Below are 18,199 nucleotides of genomic sequence, written 5' to 3' on the forward strand. Positions count from 1 at the left end.
TTAACTTTTCTGCTGTACAACCTCAAATAATTCTCCGCCTTCACACTTTATTGTTTTATAGGGGAATTTTAAAATTAAAGCGTAATCATGTGTAGCCATTAATATGGTTTTTCCACTATTATGAATATCTTGAAGCACTTTCATAACATCAACTGAAGTTGCAGGGTCAAGGTTTCCAGTTGGCTCATCAGCTAATATTAAATCGGGGTCGTTTAACAACGCTCGCGCTATGGCAACACGTTGCTGCTCACCACCTGAAAGTTGAAAAGGCATTTTAAAATCTTTGGTTTGCATTTCAACCTTTGTTAAAACCTCCATTATTTTAGTTTTAATTTGCTGCTCATCTTTCCAACCAGTTGCTTTCAATACAAATTTTAAATTTTCAAAAACATTGCGATCATTCAACAGTTTAAAATCCTGAAATACAATTCCTAATTTTCGTCTTAAAAAAGGAATTTCTTTTTCTTTTAGTGTATTTAAATTAAAGCCTACAATACTTCCCGTTCCTTTTTCTAGCGGTAAATCGCCATACAAAGTTTTCATTAAACTACTTTTACCACTCCCCGTTTTACCAATTAAATACACAAAATCACCTTCATTTAAAGATAAGTCTACTTGAGACAATACTAAATTTTCACGCTGAAATATTTCTGCATTTTGTAATGATAGAACCGTTTTTGACATTGACACCTTGATTTTCAACAAATCTAAATATTTAAAAGTAAAATTTCAACATAAACATAGTTTATAATAGAATCTGATACCGGAAACTCATTTTTTCAACAAAAATTGTTGAAATCCTTTCATAAAAAAAGTACATTATGAAGGCAATTTCAAAAAAATATCACGTTATTAGATTATACAATTAAACTTACAATTTTAAAAAATATGCAGTATAAAAAAATTGTTTTACTTATTTTTTTGTTTTTGATAACCCTTTCTATATCAGCACAAAAAACAGCAATTTACACCAACAACCTTAAAGATTACAATCACGCACTTGAATTGTATCAAAATAACTCTTTTGTAGCAGCTCAAGAAAAATTCAATACCGTTAAAATTCAATTTGAAGATACTTCTGAATTAAAAGCTAACTGTGAGTATTATGCAGCAAACTGTGCTGTTAAGTTAGGTCAACCTAATTCTGATAAATTGATGCAACAATTTGTTGATAATTTTCCAACAAGCACCAAAAGAAATAGCGCTTTTATTGATGTTGCAGATTATTATTTTAAAGTAGGAAAATACTCTTATGCAGCAAAATGGTATTCAAAAGTAACTACCACCAATTTAAGTTTAAATAAAGAAGAAGAATTCAATTTTAATTACGGCTATTCATTATTTGCTTCAAAGAGTTATGCAACTGCTAAAGAATATTTTTTAACACTTTTAGACTCTCAAAAATATGGAGCGCAAGCAAAATATTATTACGGCTTTATAGCTTACAATCAAGATGATTTTGATACTGCAGGAAAATATCTAGGTGAAGTTGAAAACAACACAGCTTTTAAAACTAATGTTTCTTATTACTTGGCCGATATGAACTTTAAGCTGGGTAATTTTCAAAAAGCAATTGATTACGGACTGCCTTTGTTAGAAAAAGCAAAAAAATTGGAGCATTCTGAAATTTCAAAAATTGTTGGTGAGAGTTATTTCAACCAACAAAAATATGAAGAAGCAATACCTCATTTACAGAATTACAAAGGTAAAAACAGTAAATGGAATAATACCGATTATTACTTATTAGGGTATGCTTTTTTTAAACAGCATGATTTTGAAAGCGCCATTAACAATTTCAATAAAATTATTGATGGAAAAAACGCTGTTTCGCAAAATGCCTTTTACCATTTAGCCGAATGTTACTTAAAATTAGATGAAAAACAAGCTGCACTAAATGCTTTTAAAAATGCTTCAGAAATGGAATTTAGCCCAGAAATAAAAAAGGATGCTTGGTTAAATTATGCTAAATTAAGTTATGACATTGGAAATCCGTATAAGAGCGTTCCCGAAGTTTTAAAAGAATATTTAGCATTGTATCCAAGTTCTAAACCTGTTGCAGAAATAAACGATTTAATTATTAGCGCCTATGTTTCTTCTAAAGATTACACAGGGGCTTTGGATCATTTAACCAGTAAAAAAACTACTAAAGAACAGGCAACTTACCAAAAAGTGGCATTTTATTATGGAACAGAACTTTTCAACAACAATTCCTACGAACAAGCCAAGGAAAATCTTGAAAAATCCTTAACAGTTTCAGCCGATAAAAAAATTAAAGCACAAGCAACATTTTGGAAAGGTGAAACAAATTACCGATTAAATAATTTTGCCGCTGCCATAGAAGATTTCAACAAATTTACTGCAATGCCTGAAGCTTCACAAACTGCTGAATTTGAAAATCTAAATTACCATAAAGCTTATGCTTATTTCAAACAAAAAGACTACTCAAATGCTACTAAGGAGTTTTTAAAATTCATTGATAAAAATACTGACAACGATTTAAAAAGAAATGATAGTTATTTACGCTTAGGTGACGGCTATTTTGTTACTTCAAACTATGCTAAAGCAATTGATTACTATTCAAAAGCTTTAAAAACGGGTGAAGTTGAAAGTGATTATGCACAATTTCAAAAAGCCATTAGTTTTGGATTAACTGGAGATGAAGATGCTAAAATTAATGAACTAAACATCTTTTTAAGAAAACAACAAAAATCTATTTACACCGACGATGCGTATTATGTTTTAGGAAATTCTTACTTAAAAAAAGGCAACAATAAATTAGCCATAGAAAATTACGACCACCTAATTTCAAAATTAAAAAGAAGTCCGCTTATTTCAAAAGCACTGCTTAAAAAAGGGATTATTTATTACAATTCCGACAAAAACGAACAAGCCTTAGCAACCTATAAAAATGTGGTTACTCGTTTTCCAAATACTGCAGAAGCAATGCAAGCTGTAAAAAATATTCGTCAAATTTATGTTGATTTAGGGCGTGTAGATGAATATGCAAACTGGGTAAAAACTATTGATTTTGTAAATGTATCAGATGCTGAATTAGACAATGATATGTATGAATCTGCTGAAAAGCAATACCTACAAAACAATCATAAAAAAGCAATTCAAAGTTTTGAAAAATACTTGCTGCGGTTTCCTAAAGGACTACACACAATAGCTGCTCACTTTTATTTAGCACAATCCTTGTTTTCTGAAAACAAACACACTAAAACAATTCCGCATTATAAATTTGTAATTGATCAAGAACAAACTGAATTTACAGAAGATGCATTGTCTAAATTAGCATTGGTTTATTTAGAAGCAACTCAATGGAACGAAGCAGTTAAAACCTTGGAAAGGTTAGAAACTGAAGTAAATTTACCGCAAAACATTACGTTTGCGCAAACCAACTTAATGAAAGGTTATTATGCTGAAAAAAAATACACGAAAGCGGTTGAATATGCCGAAAATGTTTTAAAAAACAACAAACTTGAAGATCGCATAAAATCTGATGCTTATACTATTATTGCACGTTCAGCCATAAAAAATGGCAGTGAAAACAAAGCCCGTGATGCGTACAAAAAAGTTGAAACAATTGCTTCAGGAGAACTTATGGCGGAAGCTCTTTTTTATAGTGCGTATTTTGAAAATTTAGACGGAAGCTATCGCGTTTCAAATGAAATAGTTCAAAAAATAGCTGCCGATTATGCTGCTTATAAATATTGGGCTGCCAAAGGTTTAATTGTAATGGCTAAAAACTATTATGAATTAAATGATGCCTACCAAGCCTCTTATATTTTAGAAAGTGTTATAAAAAACTTTGAACAATTTAACGATGTTGTTGAAGAAGCTACTACTGAATTGAACCGAGTAAAAACTGAACAAGCAAAAACAAACGAATCAATTAAAAATTAAAATGAATACAAGTTTATACCTTTTAATTATTCAAATTCTAAAAAAACACCACATGCGAAAGCTATTTATAACTTCAATATTACTTTTATTCACAATTGTTTCAATTGCTCAGAAAACAAAAAAAGACACCTTAAAAACAGAGGAAATAACGGTGGTAAAACCATACACTCCAACTATTTCAGAAGCGTTTAAAGTAAAATCAAACCCCACTATTAACGATCAGAATTTTCAAAAAGAAACCGTGAATTACAGTATTTTCTCTGTTCCTGTCGCTAGTACATTTACACCTTCAAAAGGAAAAGCACAAGGGTTAAAAAGAGCTCCAAAAGAGCGTTTGTACGAAAATTATGTTTCTGCCGGATTTGGAAATTACACAACACCTTTGTTTGAAGCTTTTTTACATTCAGGAGATAAACGTTACAATGATTATGGAGTATTTTTAAAATACCAATCTTCACAAGGAGGAATTAAAGATGTTTTATTAGACGACAATTATTCAGATATACAAGTAGATTTATTTTACAAACAGTTTGAACGCGATTTTGATTGGAAAATTAACGCTGGTTACAACCGCGAACTTTATAATTATTATGGCTTACCAACTTCTATTACTTTTGATGACAACGTACTTGATAATATAGATGAAAAACAAGTATACAACAGTATTTATTTAGGAGGTTCAATTAATTTTGAGGATGCTATTTTTAATAGTGGAACTATTGAAATTATCAACTTTTTTGACGCATACAACTCTAATGAATTACGATTTTTAGCAAAACCTACTTTTGAATTCCCTCTTTCAACTGAAGCTATCCATGCTGAAGTTTTAGTAGATTACATCAATGGAAAATTTGATCAAAGTTATGCGTCTTCTAATGAACTTACTTATAGTTTTTTGAACTTGGGAGTTACTCCTAATTTTGAAATTTTAAAAGACGATTTAAGCATCAATTTAGGTGTAAAACTATATTACACATTCGATTTAGAAAATAGCAGCAATCAATTTAAAGCTTATCCAAATGTTACTGCTTCATACAAAGTGGTAAATGATATTTTTATTCTTACAGCAGGTGTTACTGGAGATTTAATTCAGAATTCTTATCGTAATTTCACGCAGGAAAATCCGTTTGTTTCACCAACATTAAACATACAACAAACCGATCAACAATACAACGCTTTTATAGGAGCAAAAGGAAAATTAGCTTCAAATATTGGGTACAATGTAAACGTTAATTATATGAACGAAAAAGACAAAGCCTTGTTTACTCAAAACCAAACTTTAACAGATGGAACTATTTTAGCAATCAACGCTTATGAAGCTGGAAACTCTTTTAAAGTAGTTTATGACGATGTAAGCACCATTAACGCTTCCGCAGAAGTAAACGTGGAAGTTTCTAAAGAATTTCAACTTAATGTTGGACTAAATTATTCAAACTATACAATTACAAATGAATTAGAGGCATGGAATTTACCTGAATTTACAGCTAGGCTTTCTGCAGCTTATAAAACTGAAAAATGGCATGTTGGCACTCTATTATTTTTTAGGGGAACTACTAAAGATTTTGTAATTTCTTATGGCGATTTACCTGTAAACGGAAGCATCGTAAAAAACGAATCTTATGTAGATTTGAATTTTAACGGAGGTTATATTTTTTCAGACAGACTTTCAGTATTTGGAAAAATTAACAACGCTGTTAGTAAAAGTTACGAACGTTTTGTAAATTATCCTGTGCAATCCATTCAATTGCTTGCAGGTGTTACTTATAAATTCGATTTATAATTTAAGCCCTTTTATTTATGAACTTTTAAATTTTCATTTTTACTCTTGATATTGCTAAAATTTTACCACCCTAATGGCTGCTAGCATTTTCTCAGACAAGTTATACAGCCATTTTACCTGCTCAGAAACTAGGTGAGTTTCTTTTAACTGCTCTGCCATTTCAGTAGACACTTCAATACCTTGAGCTATCTCTTCATCTCTTTTATTCGATAATTTTTCAAAAGAGTTTTCATATAAAAGATGTGCTTTTTTAATATTTGAACTTTTAACTTTTTCACTTTCATTTTCTTCTAAGAGTTCTATTGAAAGTTGTAAATTCAGTTTTATATTTTCAATAAACACCTCAAAATACACAGGAACTTCAGAAGTTTTATTATGTCTTATAAAAGTTCCTAAGGATGATAATGATGACAAAAAAGTGTTGTTTACAACAACTAATTTATAAATAGTTCCAACATCCTTTTGTTTAGACTTCGGATCTTGATTCATTCGTTCAAAAGCCGCATTTAAATTCCCAATTGCTAAAAAAGCTGCTTTTCTAGATAATTTATATGTTGTTGTAACATCTCCCTTTTCATGATAAAAAATCGAAATTTGCTCTAAAAACTTCTTATTATTTTTTAACGCATCAGTAATATATTCACCTACATTTTGAAATTCCCAAGAAGGCCACAAAAAATAGATGGAAGCAAATGATAAAAACGCACCTATAAGCGTATCAAAAATTCTAAACTTAATAACAGATAAAATATTTGGCTCTAACAAGGCAAAAACAAAAATTACATTTAAGGTTATAAAAATGGCCGCGTTTCGGTAATTTTTCTGCATAATTGAAAGCGCTATAGGCAATGAAATTATTGAAATTACAGCATAAATTATGGTGTTTTGTGTTACTAAAATAATGGCTATTGCAATTGCAGCACCTATTAAAGTACCTATAACTCTGTTTATTGAACGCTGTTTTGTAAGACCGTAACTTGGTCTCATAATGACAATAATTGTTAACATAATCCAGTACGGATTTTGCATTTCAAAAATCTTACCTATTAAAAACCCAATTAAAAAAACAATTGCCAAACGCAATGAATGCTTAAAAATAGGCGATTTAAAACTGAAATTTTCTTGTAATTTTTTTAAATCGTAATCTTGTGGTGTTATAAATTTATCTGAATCACGGCTAATTGTAATTTTATTATTATATGAATAATTTCCTAAAATTCGTTTAAGACCTGTTATATTTTGAACCTGTTTTTCTTGATATTTTTTTAAATTTGAAAGCATTAAAGTACCTATTCTAGACTTAGGTAAACCTACTAAAATTCGGTAATAATCAATTTCTCTTCCAATGTCACTTAACTGTTGATCTAACTTTTCAGAAATTGTTAGTTTCTCTTCTTTTCGTATAACTTTTGAAATATGATCTAGCTCATTGGCCATTTCAAAAATAAGATCTTTAAAAATCGCTACTTTATCTTGGTGCTTTTCAAAAACCACATCAAAATTTTCATAATCAACTGGATTAGAAATTGCCAACTCCAAAATATCAACCAATTCTGAAAAGAATAATTGCTGCCTTCTAATTCTATTTGAAAACTCCGACTCTTTACGACTTTGTAAAATAATAGTTCTTAAAATTTCTAATAAATCTGTTATTTCAGTTTGAAGTTGAAATAGTTTTTTATACAATTCAGTTCTGTTAGAAGTGCGCATCAATAATTCACCTCGTACTCTTAAAAATTCTGCTGTTTTTTCTGTTACTTCACCAAATAAAAAATCGGTTTGTGCCCTTGGAAACAAAAACAATCGTACCATTGAAAGCGACACATACCACAAACCACCTAAACCAACTAACAATGCATGTGTTACTACACTCGTTTCATTATAATCATGTGAAAAACTTAAAACAATGGCAAACAATCCTCCAAAAGCAATTAATGAAGCTCTAAACCCAAAAACAGAGAGATAAGAAATAAAAAAAACTATAACACCCAATAACGGAAGTAATAGCCAAAAATAATTTATTAAAGAACCGAACAATAAAGTAACAAGAACTGATAACAAAACAGCTAACAAAATTCCATAAAAATTATGCTTAACACTCCCGGGAATATCAGCCGGAGAACAAAATAAAACACCTAAAGCAACACTAACTCCTAAATTAATATCATTTAAATAATAAAAACTCAAAAAAATGGGTAGTATTATAGCTATTGCCATAACAATAGCTTTCATAAAGTTTAAACTTTTAAAAAATCGATTTAAAGTAGTAAGCATTTAGTTGAATTAATCCACAAATTTACATAGTATTTTTTATTCCGTAGATTTATACTATTAATATAATGTAAAATATTTAACAATGTTTCTTCACAAACATCCTTACAAACCCTTTATACCTAAAAATGCTACAAAACTAATTGTTGGTACTTTACCGCCTCCACGTTTTTATAAAGGAATATTAAAACCGGGTGATGTAGATTTTTGCTACGGAAGTATTGATGGACAATTATGGAAAATTTTAAATGAAATTTTTAACTTAAATCTCTTATTTGAAAATAGCGAAAATGCCATTCAGCAACGAAAAAATTTCCTAATAAAAAATAACATTGGTATTTGTGATATTGTTGCAAATTGCGAGCGTAAAAAAATAGACGCTTCAGATTTAGGTATGGAAAATATTGAACTTAGAGATATGCTTTTCTATTTAAAAGAGTTTCCAAAAATAAACACTTTACTTTTAACCAGAGGAAATAGTAAAAATGGTCCCGAATACCATTTAAGAAGACTTCTTAAAAAAGAAAAAATTATTTTCGAATCAATTTCAACTGAAACTCCAAAAATACATCAATTCAATATAAATAAACGTACAGTTAAAGTAGTTTCACTAACAGCCCCATCAGGAGCTGCAAACCGAGCTGTTGGTAGCAATCCTGAATATAAATTACTAAAACAACTAAACCCTAAATTCAACACGTTTAACTTTAGAGTAATCCAGTATAAAAAATACTTTTAACTATTTATGTGATCCGTCGCAAAAAGGACCTTTTTTAGTTTGCTTACAAGTACATAAATATTTCGTTTCAGTTTTTTCAGCAGTAAATACATTAGGAGCCATTCCAGATCCTTTGTGTTTTCCATCACAAAACGGCTGACTTTCAGATAATCCACAAGTACACCAAGCATATTTTTTACCAGCTTCTAATTCAACTGCCAAAGGATTATCTCCTCCTCTTTTAGGTAAATCCATATTAATTTGTTTTAGATTATTTATTAAATATATCACTCTAAAAGCTCCCGTGCAAATCTTCCTTTAAACTAAATTCTTAATACAATGTTAAAAGCCTTATTTTATAAATAATAATATCCTGAAAATAAAATAAAAAACTACCATTTAAGTTATATTTGCAGCTTAATAATTTTAACTATTTAATATGAAGTATTTTATATCCCTACTACTTTTAGTGTCTTTTATTTCTTGCAATAAAGACGAAGAAAATGAATACCTTGGACAAACTGAAGATGACATTATTCAATATATCGAAGACAATAATTTAGATGCCACAAGAACTAAAAATGGAGTTTATTACGTAATTGACGAAGAAGGTGAAGGATCCTTTCCTTTTGAAGACGCCTATGTAACCGTAAAATATACTGGCTACTTTTTAGATGGTAAAGAGTTTGATGCTAGTGGAACTAATGGTGCTATGTTTGACCTTTTAGCCGTAATACCAGGATTTTCTGAAGGTATTGTTAATTTTAACAACGGAAGTTCAGGAACAATGTTTATCCCTCCAAGTTTAGGATATGGAGCATCAGGTGTTAATGGATTTATACCTGGAGGAGCTGTATTAATTTTCGATGTAGAAGTGGTGAAAATTACAAATCCACAAACTGAAGTTGACATTATTGATTACCTTGAAACTAATAATTTAGAAGCTGAAAGAAGCGACACTGGATTATATTATATTATTGAAGAACCGGGAACTGGAGATCCAATTACAGAATCTTCAATTGTTACAGTTGCTTATACAGGCTATTTTTTAGACGGTGTAGAATTTGATGCAAGTAGTAATTCTGGTGTGCAATTTAGCCTTCAAAATCTTATTTCAGGCTTTAAAGAAGGATTAACTTATTTTAAAGAAGGTGGTAAAGGAACTTTATTGCTTCCTCCTGAATTAGCTTATGGAGATGAAGGTTCTGCAACTGTTCCTAGAAGTGCCGTATTAATATTTGAAGTTGATGTGAAATCACTAGATAATTAATCATAAAAAAAGCCTCATTTAAAATGAGGCTTTTTTTATTTTATCAATGAAATAAACTTATCTATTTTATCAACGCCATGTTCCGTTAGGTGTTTCACAAAAGCCGATCCAATAATAGCTCCTTTTGCACTAACAGTCGCTTGTTGAAATGTTTCAGCATTTGAAATTCCAAAACCAACAATTTGCGGTGCTTTTAAATTCATAGCAGCAATTCTATTAAAATAATCACTTTGTGTACTTCCGAAGGAATTTTGAGCTCCTGTTACACTCGCTGAACTTACCATATAAATAAATCCGTTAGAAATACTATCAATAAAACGAATACGCTCCTCAGAAGTTTGAGGCGTAATTAAAAATACATTGATTAAACCGTATTTTTCAAAAATAGCCTTATAATTTTCATTATAATCTTGTACGGGTAAATCTGGAATAATCAATCCGTCAATACCAATTTCAGCACATTTTTTACAAAAAGCTTCTACTCCGTATTGCATCATTGGGTTAAAATACCCCATAATAATCAAAGGAATTGAAACCGTTTTACGAATATCTTTTAATTGATTAAATAACACTTCGGAAGTCATTCCGTTATCTAAGGAAGCTGTAGAACTTGCCTGAATTGTAGGCCCATCGGCTAAAGGATCACTAAAAGGCAACCCAATTTCAATCATATCTACACCGCTTTTTTCTAAATTTTCAATTACAGTAACTGTGTCATTTAAATTGGGATATCCGGCTGTAAAATAAATGGATAATAATTTTTTATCTTCTTGTAATTTTTGATTAATCCTGTTCATTTTTATCTCTTATTATGTTTCGTCACCCTGAATTTATTTCAGGGTCTCATCATAGTTGATGACTCAAAATGCATTTGATGCGATGCTAAATCAAGTTCAGCATGACGAGATGCTTTAAAACTTAAAATATTTAATATACGTATCTAAATCCTTATCTCCTCTACCCGATAAATTCAACACCACAATGTCGTCTTTTTTAAACGCTTTCTTCTTGAAAACAGCCAAGGCATGAGAACTTTCAATTGCAGGAATAATTCCTTCTAATTCACATAATTCCAATCCTGCATTCATTGCTTCATCATCGGTTACTGAAATAAAATCGGCACGTTTACTTTCACACAAATGCGCGTGTAAAGGTCCAACTCCTGGATAATCTAAACCTGCTGAAATAGAATACGGCTCAGTAATTTGACCATCTTTAGTTTGCATTAATAAGGTTTTACTTCCGTGAATAACACCTTCATTTCCTAAAACACTAGTTGCAGCACTTTCACCTGAATCTACTCCTAAACCAGCAGCTTCAACAGCTATTAAACCCACTTCTTTTTCATCTAAATAATGATAAAAAGCACCTGCAGCATTACTACCACCACCAACACAAGCAATAACATAATCCGGATTTTCTTTTCCTTCTTTTTCTTTTAATTGCCATTTCATTTCTTCGGAAATAACAGATTGAAAACGCGCCACCATATCTGGATATGGGTGCGGCCCAACCACAGAACCAATAATGTAATGTGTATCTACCGGGTTGTTAATCCAATCTCTAATAGCCTCATTTGTTGCATCTTTTAACGTTCTACTTCCTGACAACGCAGGTACTACCGTTGCTCCTAACATTTTCATACGCGCTACATTTGGCTCCTGACGTGCAATGTCTATTTCTCCCATATACACAATACATTCAATACCCATTAAAGCACAAACCGTAGCGGTTGCAACGCCGTGTTGCCCTGCACCAGTTTCGGCAATAATTCTATGTTTACCTAAACGCTTTGCCATTAAAATTTGCCCAATAGTATTGTTAACTTTATGAGCACCTGTATGACATAAATCTTCTCGTTTTAAATAAATTTTTGTATTGTATTTATCAGATAAACGCTTTGCAAAATACAAAGGTGTTGGTCGTCCAACATACTCTTTTAACAATTCGTCAAACTCTTTTTTAAAAGAATCCTCTTGCATTATTTTTAAATAATTCTGACGTAATTCTTCTACATTTGGATATAACATTTCAGGAATATAAGCGCCTCCAAACTGTCCGTAATATCCGTTTTCATCTACAAAATAACTCATCATAAGTTTTGTTTAAATTCTTTAATATTTGCTATATTTTTTAATGCTGGCTCCATTTCAAAACCACTATTTATATCAACTCCTATGCATTTTTTTGATTCCTGCCTATGCAGAAATGACACTATTGCTTGTGCATCATTTTTAGTAATTCCGCCACTTAACATATAAGGCAATGCTCCCTTATAATTATCTAAAACCTCCCAATTAAACTTAACACCATTACCTCCGTATTCTTTTCCTTTGGTGTCGAATAATAAAAAATTACATACATTTTGATAAGCTTCTGTTTTAGAAAAATCAAAATTATCGTCTACTGAAAAGGCTTTCAATATTTTAATTGGATAAGATTCTGAAGAGATCTTTCGACTTCGCTCAAGATGACATTCTCTTAATTTATCACAATATTCAGGTGATTCATTTCCGTGTAATTGCACCGCATCTAATTTATGTTCTTCAACAATATCTAGTACATTTTCAATTGTCTCATTTACAAAAACCCCTACTTTTTTTATTTCAGAAGGAATTTCAACTTTAGGAAAATCCGTTACAAAACGCTTCGATTTATCGTAAAATATAAACCCCAAATAATCTGGCTTTAATTTTACTAGCTCCGAAATATTTTCGGCATCACGCATTCCACAAACTTTAACTTTCATTTTATTATTCTCTTTTATTTTAGCTTCAGACTTTTGACTTTCTAATTACCCAATCTGATCAATAAATTCTTTACAAGCCTGACCTGGATTTTCAGTTTTCATAAAGTTTTCACCAATTAAAAACCCTTGAAAACCGTATTCTTTTAATCCTGTTATAACTCTTGGATCACTTAATCCACTCTCAGAAACCTTAATACAACTATCAGGTATTTGACTTGCCAATTCAATTGAATGTTCCAAATCAACCTTAAACGTTTTTAAATTTCTATTGTTAATTCCAATAATTTTATTGTCTAATTCTAACTTATCTAACTCTTCTTGATTGTGAACTTCATACAGCACATCTAATCCTAAATCTTCTGCTAACTTCCCGTAATTCTTCAATTCTTCTTTGGTTAAACAAGCTGCAATTAATAATATTACATCGGCGCCAATTGCTTTAGCTTCCACAATTTGAAATCCATCAACAATAAAATCTTTTCTTAAAATTGGAGTTGTATCTTGTACCGAACGTGCTTTCATTACGTCCATAATATTTCCACCAAAAAACTGCATATCAGTTAAAATAGATTGTGCAGCTACATTGGCATCTAAATATCCATTAGTAACTTCTTCAATAGTTGCTTTGTCGTTTATAATCCCTTTTGAAGGAGACTGACGTTTAAATTCAGCTATAATTCCTGTTGAACCAACACTTAATAAACTCTTTTTTAAAGATAAAGGTGTGCGTTGAAAATTAGGACTTTTAACCAGTTTTTCAATTTGAACTTCTTTTCTTAATTGTGCAACTTCTTGCTTTTTATGTGCTATTATTTTATCTAAAATATTCATTTTTATAATTATGAATTTTCAATTATGAATTACTAATTATTATTTCTTTCCCAATTATGAATTTCGAATTGTTTTTTGAATGCTTGCTATTATTTTTAATAACTCTTCAATATCTATAATTAACGAATTGAATTGCTCTTCTGTTAAATAATTTGTATCCTTTAACAATCTAATCCAATAATGTGATTCTCTAGCCTCTTTATATGCGATTGTTAATTTTGCAAAAAAATCTTTTCTACTTTGTCCTCCAATCGCTTCTTCAACATTTGCTCCTATTGAAGTTCCTGAACGTAACAACTGTTTACTTAAAACAAATTCTTTTTTTTCTGAAATTAAATATTTATAAACTTCAACAATACGAATTGCAAAACTGTAACTTTTTACTTGAACAACATTATCATTTTTCATAATTCGTAATTCGTAATTTTTTAGTTCTCTATCAATTTAGTTAAACACGCTTTTGCTTTTAAACCAAATAATGAATCTTTTGCTTCTTCAAAAGCGGCTTCAAAAGATTTTAAAGGATCTAATATTTTTAAAGCAAATGCTGCATTTGCCAATACTGCATTATTTTGAGCTTCGGTACCTTCGCCATTAATAATTGCAATAAAAATAATTGCCGACTCTTCAACAGTAGTTCCTCCAAAAATTTCTGATTGTTCTAATCTTTGTAACCCTAAACTTTCTGGTGTTATAATTTGCTCATCATTTCTTGTAAACAACTTAAAACCACTTGTTAACGAAATTTCATCGTAACCATCTAAACTATGAACAATCCCATAATTTTTAGCAGTTCCTTGTAATAAATAATTGTAAATTCGGGCAACTTCTAAATTAAAAACACCTACCATTTGGTTTTGCGGACTACTTGGGTTTACCAAAGGCCCCAACATATTAAAAAATGTTTTCATTCCCAATTCTCTACGAACAGGACCAACCGCTTTCATTGCAGGGTGAAATAATGGTGCGTGTAAAAAACAAATGTTTGCTTTATCAATCTGACTTTTTAAAACAACTTCATTATTGGTGAATTTATACCCCAAATACTCTAACATATTTGATGAGCCACTTACTGATGATGCACTATAATTTCCGTGTTTTGCTACTTTATTTCCAGTACCCGCAACTATAAATGAGGTTAATGTTGAAATGTTAAACGTATCTTTTCCATCTCCACCAGTACCACATAAATCAATAGTATTAAATTCTGACAAGTCAACTTTTACAGCTAATTCTAATAATGCCTCTCTAAATCCTGCTAATTCATCAACTGTTATAGGACGCATTAAAAACACGGTTAAAAAAGAAGCTATTTGAGCATTGTTAAACTTTTCAGCAGCAATCTCAATTAATATTGATTTTGCCTCTTCTTTTGTTAAGCACTGTTGTTCAAATAATTTGTTTAATGTATTTTTCATTATAATTCTTTTATCTTTTAAAAGAAGATATTAGTATAAGTATTCTTATTTCGCTATGACTTATTTTCGGTGATTGAACAGAGTTGAAATCACATTTTTTCTATTTCAACTGCCACTTCTACTCCGCGCAGTGACCCAATTATTTATTTGCTTCTATAAAATTACGAACCATTTGTTCACCTGTAGGCGTTAAAATTGATTCTGGATGAAATTGTACCGCGCTAATATTATATTTTTCATGTTGAAGACTCATAATATCGCCAAACTCATCTTCAGCCGTTATTTCTAATTCCGCAGGAAAATCTTTTTTTGAAGCCATCCAAGAATGGTAACGAGCCGCTTCAAATTCTGCAGGAAAATCCTTATAAATTACAGCATCTTTTTTAGTAATATTCATAGTTGTTGCAACTCCGTGAAACACTTCATCCATATTTTCTAAGCTACCACCAAAAACTTCAGTAATTGCTTGTAAACCTAAACAAACTCCAAAAATTGGTTTTTTACCTGCGTAGGTTTTTATGGTTTCCTTTAAGATTCCCGCTTCATCAGGTATCCCAGGTCCCGGAGATAAAATAATTAAATCGTATGCAGCAATCGCTGAAATTTCAATTTCATCATTTCTAAATACAGCCGGATATTCGCCAGTAATATCTTCAACCATATGAACCAGGTTGTATGTAAATGAATCGTAATTATCTAATATTAAAATCTTCATTGTTTCTATTTCTATTTTCGTCACCCTGAATTTATTTCAGGGTCTCATCATTGATAAGTAGATTCTGAAACAAGTTCAGAATGACGGATTTTTATGTTAAATTTTTTCTGCTAGAATTAATGCTTTTTTCAAAGCAGCTAATTTGTTATTTACTTCTTGTAATTCTCCTTCTTCGGTAGATTTCATTACAATTCCTGCACCTGCCTGATAATACAACGTGTTGCTTTTACTTACAAATGAACGAATAGCAATTGCCAAATTTACGCTATTATCTAAACCTATAAAACCAACAGCACCACCATAAAAACCACGCGTTTGATTTTCATAGGTGTCAATTAATTCCATTGCCTTAAATTTTGGTGCTCCACTTAATGTTCCGGCTGGGAATGTATCTCCTACAATTTCAATTGCTTTTCCTTTTGGCTTCCCCTGTACGGTTGAAACCAAATGAATTACGTGACTAAAATACTGTACTTCTTTAAAAACCTCCACATTTACATTGCTAGCGTGTTTACTTAAATCGTTTCGCGCTAAATCTACCAACATTACGTGTTCTGCAGTTTCCTTTTGGTCGTTTGATAATTTCTCACCTAACAAAATATCTTTCGCCATATCTCCCGTTCTTCTAAAAGTACCAGCTATTGGGTTGATGATGGCTTTTTCAGCATCAATTTTAATTTGTGCTTCTGGTGAAGACCCCATTAATTTAAAACTTCCGTAGTCAAAATAAAATAAATAAGGTGAAGGATTTATGGAACGTAACGCTCTATACACATTGAAATCATCTCCCGAAAATGATTGTTGAAACTGACGTGATAATACTAACTGAAATACATCGCCACGTTTACAATGCATTTTTGCTTTCGCTACATTATTTTTGAAATATTCATCGGTGATATTTGATGATTCTTCTCCTGCAATTTCAAATTTATACAAACCGTACGTACGCGAATTTATCAAAGCCTCCATTTCATGAATTCGTGATTCTTCGCCTTCTTCAATATTTTCAATCAAAGTTAATTCATCATTAAAATGATTGATAGCAATAATAAAACGGAAAAAACTAAACTGTAAATCTGGAATTTCAGAGGGTGCTTTTTCAGCCTTTAACTTTATGGTTTCAAAATATTGAATTGAGTTGTAAGAAATGTATCCGTAAAACCCGTTGTATGATTTTAGCTCTTCATCACAATCAACATCTACAGTACTTTTATAGTCTTCAAAAATTGAATAAAAATCGCGGTTAATTTCTTTAGTATCCAACTCCTTTCCTTTATAACTATAGGTAAAGTTATTTTGATCGGCCTTTAACGTAATAATTGGATCTGCACATAAAAATGTATAGCTCTCTTCTTTACTATGATAATCTGAGCTTTCTAACAACAAGCTATTAGCATATTTATCTCTAATTTTTGAGTATAAACCTACGGGCGTAACCGTATCTGCTAACTGATGTTTTGAAATAGTTTTAAATTTTAGTTTCTTCATTTTTTTGGCATAAAAAAAGACTTACCGCGAGATAAGTCTTTTGTTTAATATTATTTATTAAATACAAATTCCCTCGCTTATTAAATAAGAGAGTTCCACCACCAATTTGTATTTAAACTGTTTTTTTTCATCTGTTCGACAAATTTAACATAGATTTTTGATTATGCAAACTATTCTTTGAAAAATTAATTTATTAAATTTGATAAAAACTACAAAATGACAAATTCACATAAAACAACCGTATTCATTATATTATTATCAACCCTTATTTCTTCTGCACAAGTAAAACTAAAAGGGGATAAAATTGTGACTACTGAAGATAGAAACATTTCTGAGTTTACTACTATAGAGGTTATTGACAATCTAAACGTTTTTTTAGTTTATAATGAAAAGCAGTCTGTTGAAGTTGAAGCCGATTCTAATCTTCAAAATAGTATTTTAACTGAATTAAATAATGGAATACTTACGATTAGAACTAGTGCAATTATTGGGCGTAACAAAGCTTTAAATATTCACTTAAAAGTAAATAAAAATATACAAGAAATTAATGCTTATAACAATGCTAAAGTTAACTCGAAAAACACCTTAGCTATTAATGATTTAACCATTAACTCTTATGATGATGCCGTATTTAATTTGAAATTAAATTTAAAAAATATTGAAATCCATGGCACAGAAAAATCAAGGTTAAATCTTGAAATTTTAAGCGAAGTGGTTGCTGTTAGAATTGAAAATTCTTGTAATTTAACTGCTATAATTGATGCTAAAGAAACCAGTATGGTTGGTTTAGACAATGCGATTACAACACTAAAAGGAACCTCTAATTCTTTAGAAATAGAATTTTCTGGAGACTCTTCTTATAAAGGAAAAGATTTTATAGCGGCTAACGCTATTGTTAAATCTAATAACAATGCTAAATTATATGTACACGTAACCAAAGAATTAAACCTGCTTGCTAATAATTCATCTGAGGTGCATTTGTATGCAAATCCAGCAATAGCACTTCATGGTTTTTATGACAAAGCGCTAATTAAAAAAAGAGAGTTAGACTAA

At 30.6% G+C, this 18,199-nt stretch carries 16 protein-coding genes; 5 read left to right on the forward strand and 11 right to left on the reverse strand.

Annotated elements, in window-relative coordinates:
• On the reverse strand, positions 1-684 hold the full coding sequence (locus tag CHB67_RS06295) for a cell division ATP-binding protein FtsE (protein WP_089380908.1): 684 nt from the start codon (positions 682-684) through the stop codon (positions 1-3).
• A 204-nt stretch (positions 685-888) separates the two neighbouring features.
• On the opposite strand from CHB67_RS06295, the gene CHB67_RS06300 reads away from it, so the two are divergent.
• Together CHB67_RS06300 and CHB67_RS06305 are read left to right on the forward strand one after the other, a co-directional pair.
• The gene (locus CHB67_RS06300) at positions 889-3,906 is read left to right on the forward strand and encodes a tetratricopeptide repeat protein (protein WP_089380909.1); all 3,018 of its coding nucleotides are present in this window, start codon (positions 889-891) and stop codon (positions 3,904-3,906) included.
• A 52-nt stretch (positions 3,907-3,958) separates the two neighbouring features.
• A complete protein-coding gene (locus CHB67_RS06305) occupies positions 3,959-5,686 on the forward strand; it encodes a porin family protein (protein WP_141119686.1) in 1,728 nt (575 codons plus the stop codon).
• 54 nt (positions 5,687-5,740) lie between these two features.
• On the opposite strand, the gene CHB67_RS06310 is transcribed toward CHB67_RS06305, so the two are convergent.
• Positions 5,741-7,918: an FUSC family protein gene (locus CHB67_RS06310; RefSeq protein ID WP_176461228.1), complete on the reverse strand. Its 2,178-nt coding sequence runs from the start codon at positions 7,916-7,918 to the stop codon at positions 5,741-5,743.
• A 124-nt stretch (positions 7,919-8,042) separates the two neighbouring features.
• Here CHB67_RS06310 and CHB67_RS06315 point away from each other — a divergent pair, with 124 nt between their 5' ends.
• Positions 8,043-8,696 carry a uracil-DNA glycosylase family protein gene (locus tag CHB67_RS06315; RefSeq protein WP_089380912.1) on the forward strand — a complete coding sequence of 218 codons (654 nt, stop codon included), beginning with the start codon at positions 8,043-8,045 and terminating at the stop codon, positions 8,694-8,696.
• Here the strand turns inward: CHB67_RS06315 and CHB67_RS06320 are convergent, their stop codons facing one another.
• On the reverse strand, positions 8,697-8,930 hold the full coding sequence (locus CHB67_RS06320) for a CDGSH iron-sulfur domain-containing protein (RefSeq protein WP_089380913.1): 234 nt from the start codon (positions 8,928-8,930) through the stop codon (positions 8,697-8,699).
• Between the two features lie 184 nt (positions 8,931-9,114).
• Between CHB67_RS06320 and CHB67_RS17195 the strand changes: the two genes are divergently transcribed.
• Positions 9,115-9,945: an FKBP-type peptidyl-prolyl cis-trans isomerase gene (locus tag CHB67_RS17195; protein WP_176461229.1), complete on the forward strand. Its 831-nt coding sequence runs from the start codon at positions 9,115-9,117 to the stop codon at positions 9,943-9,945.
• Positions 9,946-9,980: 35 nt separating this feature from the next.
• Here CHB67_RS17195 and trpA read toward each other — a convergent pair whose 3' ends face one another.
• The 8 genes from trpA to CHB67_RS06365 form a co-directional block, all read right to left on the reverse strand.
• Positions 9,981-10,742, reverse strand: a complete 762-nt coding sequence (trpA, locus tag CHB67_RS06330; protein ID WP_089380914.1) for a tryptophan synthase subunit alpha — start codon at positions 10,740-10,742, stop codon at positions 9,981-9,983.
• 114 nt (positions 10,743-10,856) lie between these two features.
• Positions 10,857-12,038, reverse strand: a complete 1,182-nt coding sequence (gene trpB, locus CHB67_RS06335) for a tryptophan synthase subunit beta (RefSeq protein ID WP_089380915.1) — start codon at positions 12,036-12,038, stop codon at positions 10,857-10,859.
• Positions 12,038-12,694 carry a phosphoribosylanthranilate isomerase gene (locus tag CHB67_RS06340; RefSeq protein WP_089380916.1) on the reverse strand — a complete coding sequence of 219 codons (657 nt, stop codon included), beginning with the start codon at positions 12,692-12,694 and terminating at the stop codon, positions 12,038-12,040. Before CHB67_RS06340 ends, trpB begins: the two co-directional genes overlap by 1 nt.
• A 45-nt stretch (positions 12,695-12,739) precedes the next feature.
• On the reverse strand, positions 12,740-13,525 hold the full coding sequence (trpC, locus tag CHB67_RS06345) for an indole-3-glycerol phosphate synthase TrpC (protein ID WP_089380917.1): 786 nt from the start codon (positions 13,523-13,525) through the stop codon (positions 12,740-12,742).
• A 54-nt stretch (positions 13,526-13,579) separates the two neighbouring features.
• Positions 13,580-13,933 carry a four helix bundle protein gene (locus CHB67_RS06350; protein ID WP_089380918.1) on the reverse strand — a complete coding sequence of 118 codons (354 nt, stop codon included), beginning with the start codon at positions 13,931-13,933 and terminating at the stop codon, positions 13,580-13,582.
• 20 nt (positions 13,934-13,953) lie between these two features.
• Positions 13,954-14,943 (reverse strand): anthranilate phosphoribosyltransferase, encoded by a 990-nt coding sequence (gene trpD, locus CHB67_RS06355; protein WP_089380919.1) that lies wholly within the window; start codon positions 14,941-14,943, stop codon positions 13,954-13,956.
• A gap of 139 nt (positions 14,944-15,082) precedes the next feature.
• Entirely contained in the window at positions 15,083-15,658 is a 576-nt protein-coding gene (locus CHB67_RS06360) for an anthranilate synthase component II (RefSeq protein WP_089380920.1), read from the reverse strand.
• 96 nt (positions 15,659-15,754) lie between these two features.
• Positions 15,755-17,146 carry an anthranilate synthase component I family protein gene (locus CHB67_RS06365; protein WP_089380921.1) on the reverse strand — a complete coding sequence of 464 codons (1,392 nt, stop codon included), beginning with the start codon at positions 17,144-17,146 and terminating at the stop codon, positions 15,755-15,757.
• A gap of 216 nt (positions 17,147-17,362) precedes the next feature.
• On the opposite strand from CHB67_RS06365, the gene CHB67_RS06370 reads away from it, so the two are divergent.
• Positions 17,363-18,199, forward strand: coding sequence for a GIN domain-containing protein (locus CHB67_RS06370; RefSeq protein ID WP_089380922.1), 837 nt, complete (start codon positions 17,363-17,365; stop codon positions 18,197-18,199).

It is taken from the genome of Lutibacter agarilyticus (genome assembly GCF_900188235.1).
In the GTDB taxonomy this organism is placed as follows: domain Bacteria; phylum Bacteroidota; class Bacteroidia; order Flavobacteriales; family Flavobacteriaceae; genus Lutibacter; species Lutibacter agarilyticus.

Bases quoted from the DNA above. Each gene is read 5' to 3' on its own strand.
- CHB67_RS06295 (WP_089380908.1), bottom strand. From the start codon at position 684: ATGTCAAAAACGGTTCTATCATTACAAAATGCAGAAATATTTCAGCGT.
- CHB67_RS06300 (WP_089380909.1), top strand. From the start codon at position 889: ATGCAGTATAAAAAAATTGTTTTACTTATTTTTTTGTTTTTGATAACC.
- CHB67_RS06305 (WP_141119686.1), top strand. From the start codon at position 3,959: ATGCGAAAGCTATTTATAACTTCAATATTACTTTTATTCACAATTGTT.
- CHB67_RS06310 (WP_176461228.1), bottom strand. From the start codon at position 7,918: ATGAAAGCTATTGTTATGGCAATAGCTATAATACTACCCATTTTTTTG.
- CHB67_RS06315 (WP_089380912.1), top strand. From the start codon at position 8,043: ATGTTTCTTCACAAACATCCTTACAAACCCTTTATACCTAAAAATGCT.
- CHB67_RS06320 (WP_089380913.1), bottom strand. From the start codon at position 8,930: ATGGATTTACCTAAAAGAGGAGGAGATAATCCTTTGGCAGTTGAATTA.
- CHB67_RS17195 (WP_176461229.1), top strand. From the start codon at position 9,115: ATGAAGTATTTTATATCCCTACTACTTTTAGTGTCTTTTATTTCTTGC.
- trpA (WP_089380914.1), bottom strand. From the start codon at position 10,742: ATGAACAGGATTAATCAAAAATTACAAGAAGATAAAAAATTATTATCC.
- trpB (WP_089380915.1), bottom strand. From the start codon at position 12,038: ATGAGTTATTTTGTAGATGAAAACGGATATTACGGACAGTTTGGAGGC.
- CHB67_RS06340 (WP_089380916.1), bottom strand. From the start codon at position 12,694: ATGAAAGTTAAAGTTTGTGGAATGCGTGATGCCGAAAATATTTCGGAG.
- trpC (WP_089380917.1), bottom strand. From the start codon at position 13,525: ATGAATATTTTAGATAAAATAATAGCACATAAAAAGCAAGAAGTTGCA.
- CHB67_RS06350 (WP_089380918.1), bottom strand. From the start codon at position 13,933: ATGAAAAATGATAATGTTGTTCAAGTAAAAAGTTACAGTTTTGCAATT.
- trpD (WP_089380919.1), bottom strand. From the start codon at position 14,943: ATGAAAAATACATTAAACAAATTATTTGAACAACAGTGCTTAACAAAA.
- CHB67_RS06360 (WP_089380920.1), bottom strand. From the start codon at position 15,658: ATGAAGATTTTAATATTAGATAATTACGATTCATTTACATACAACCTG.
- CHB67_RS06365 (WP_089380921.1), bottom strand. From the start codon at position 17,146: ATGAAGAAACTAAAATTTAAAACTATTTCAAAACATCAGTTAGCAGAT.
- CHB67_RS06370 (WP_089380922.1), top strand. From the start codon at position 17,363: ATGACAAATTCACATAAAACAACCGTATTCATTATATTATTATCAACC.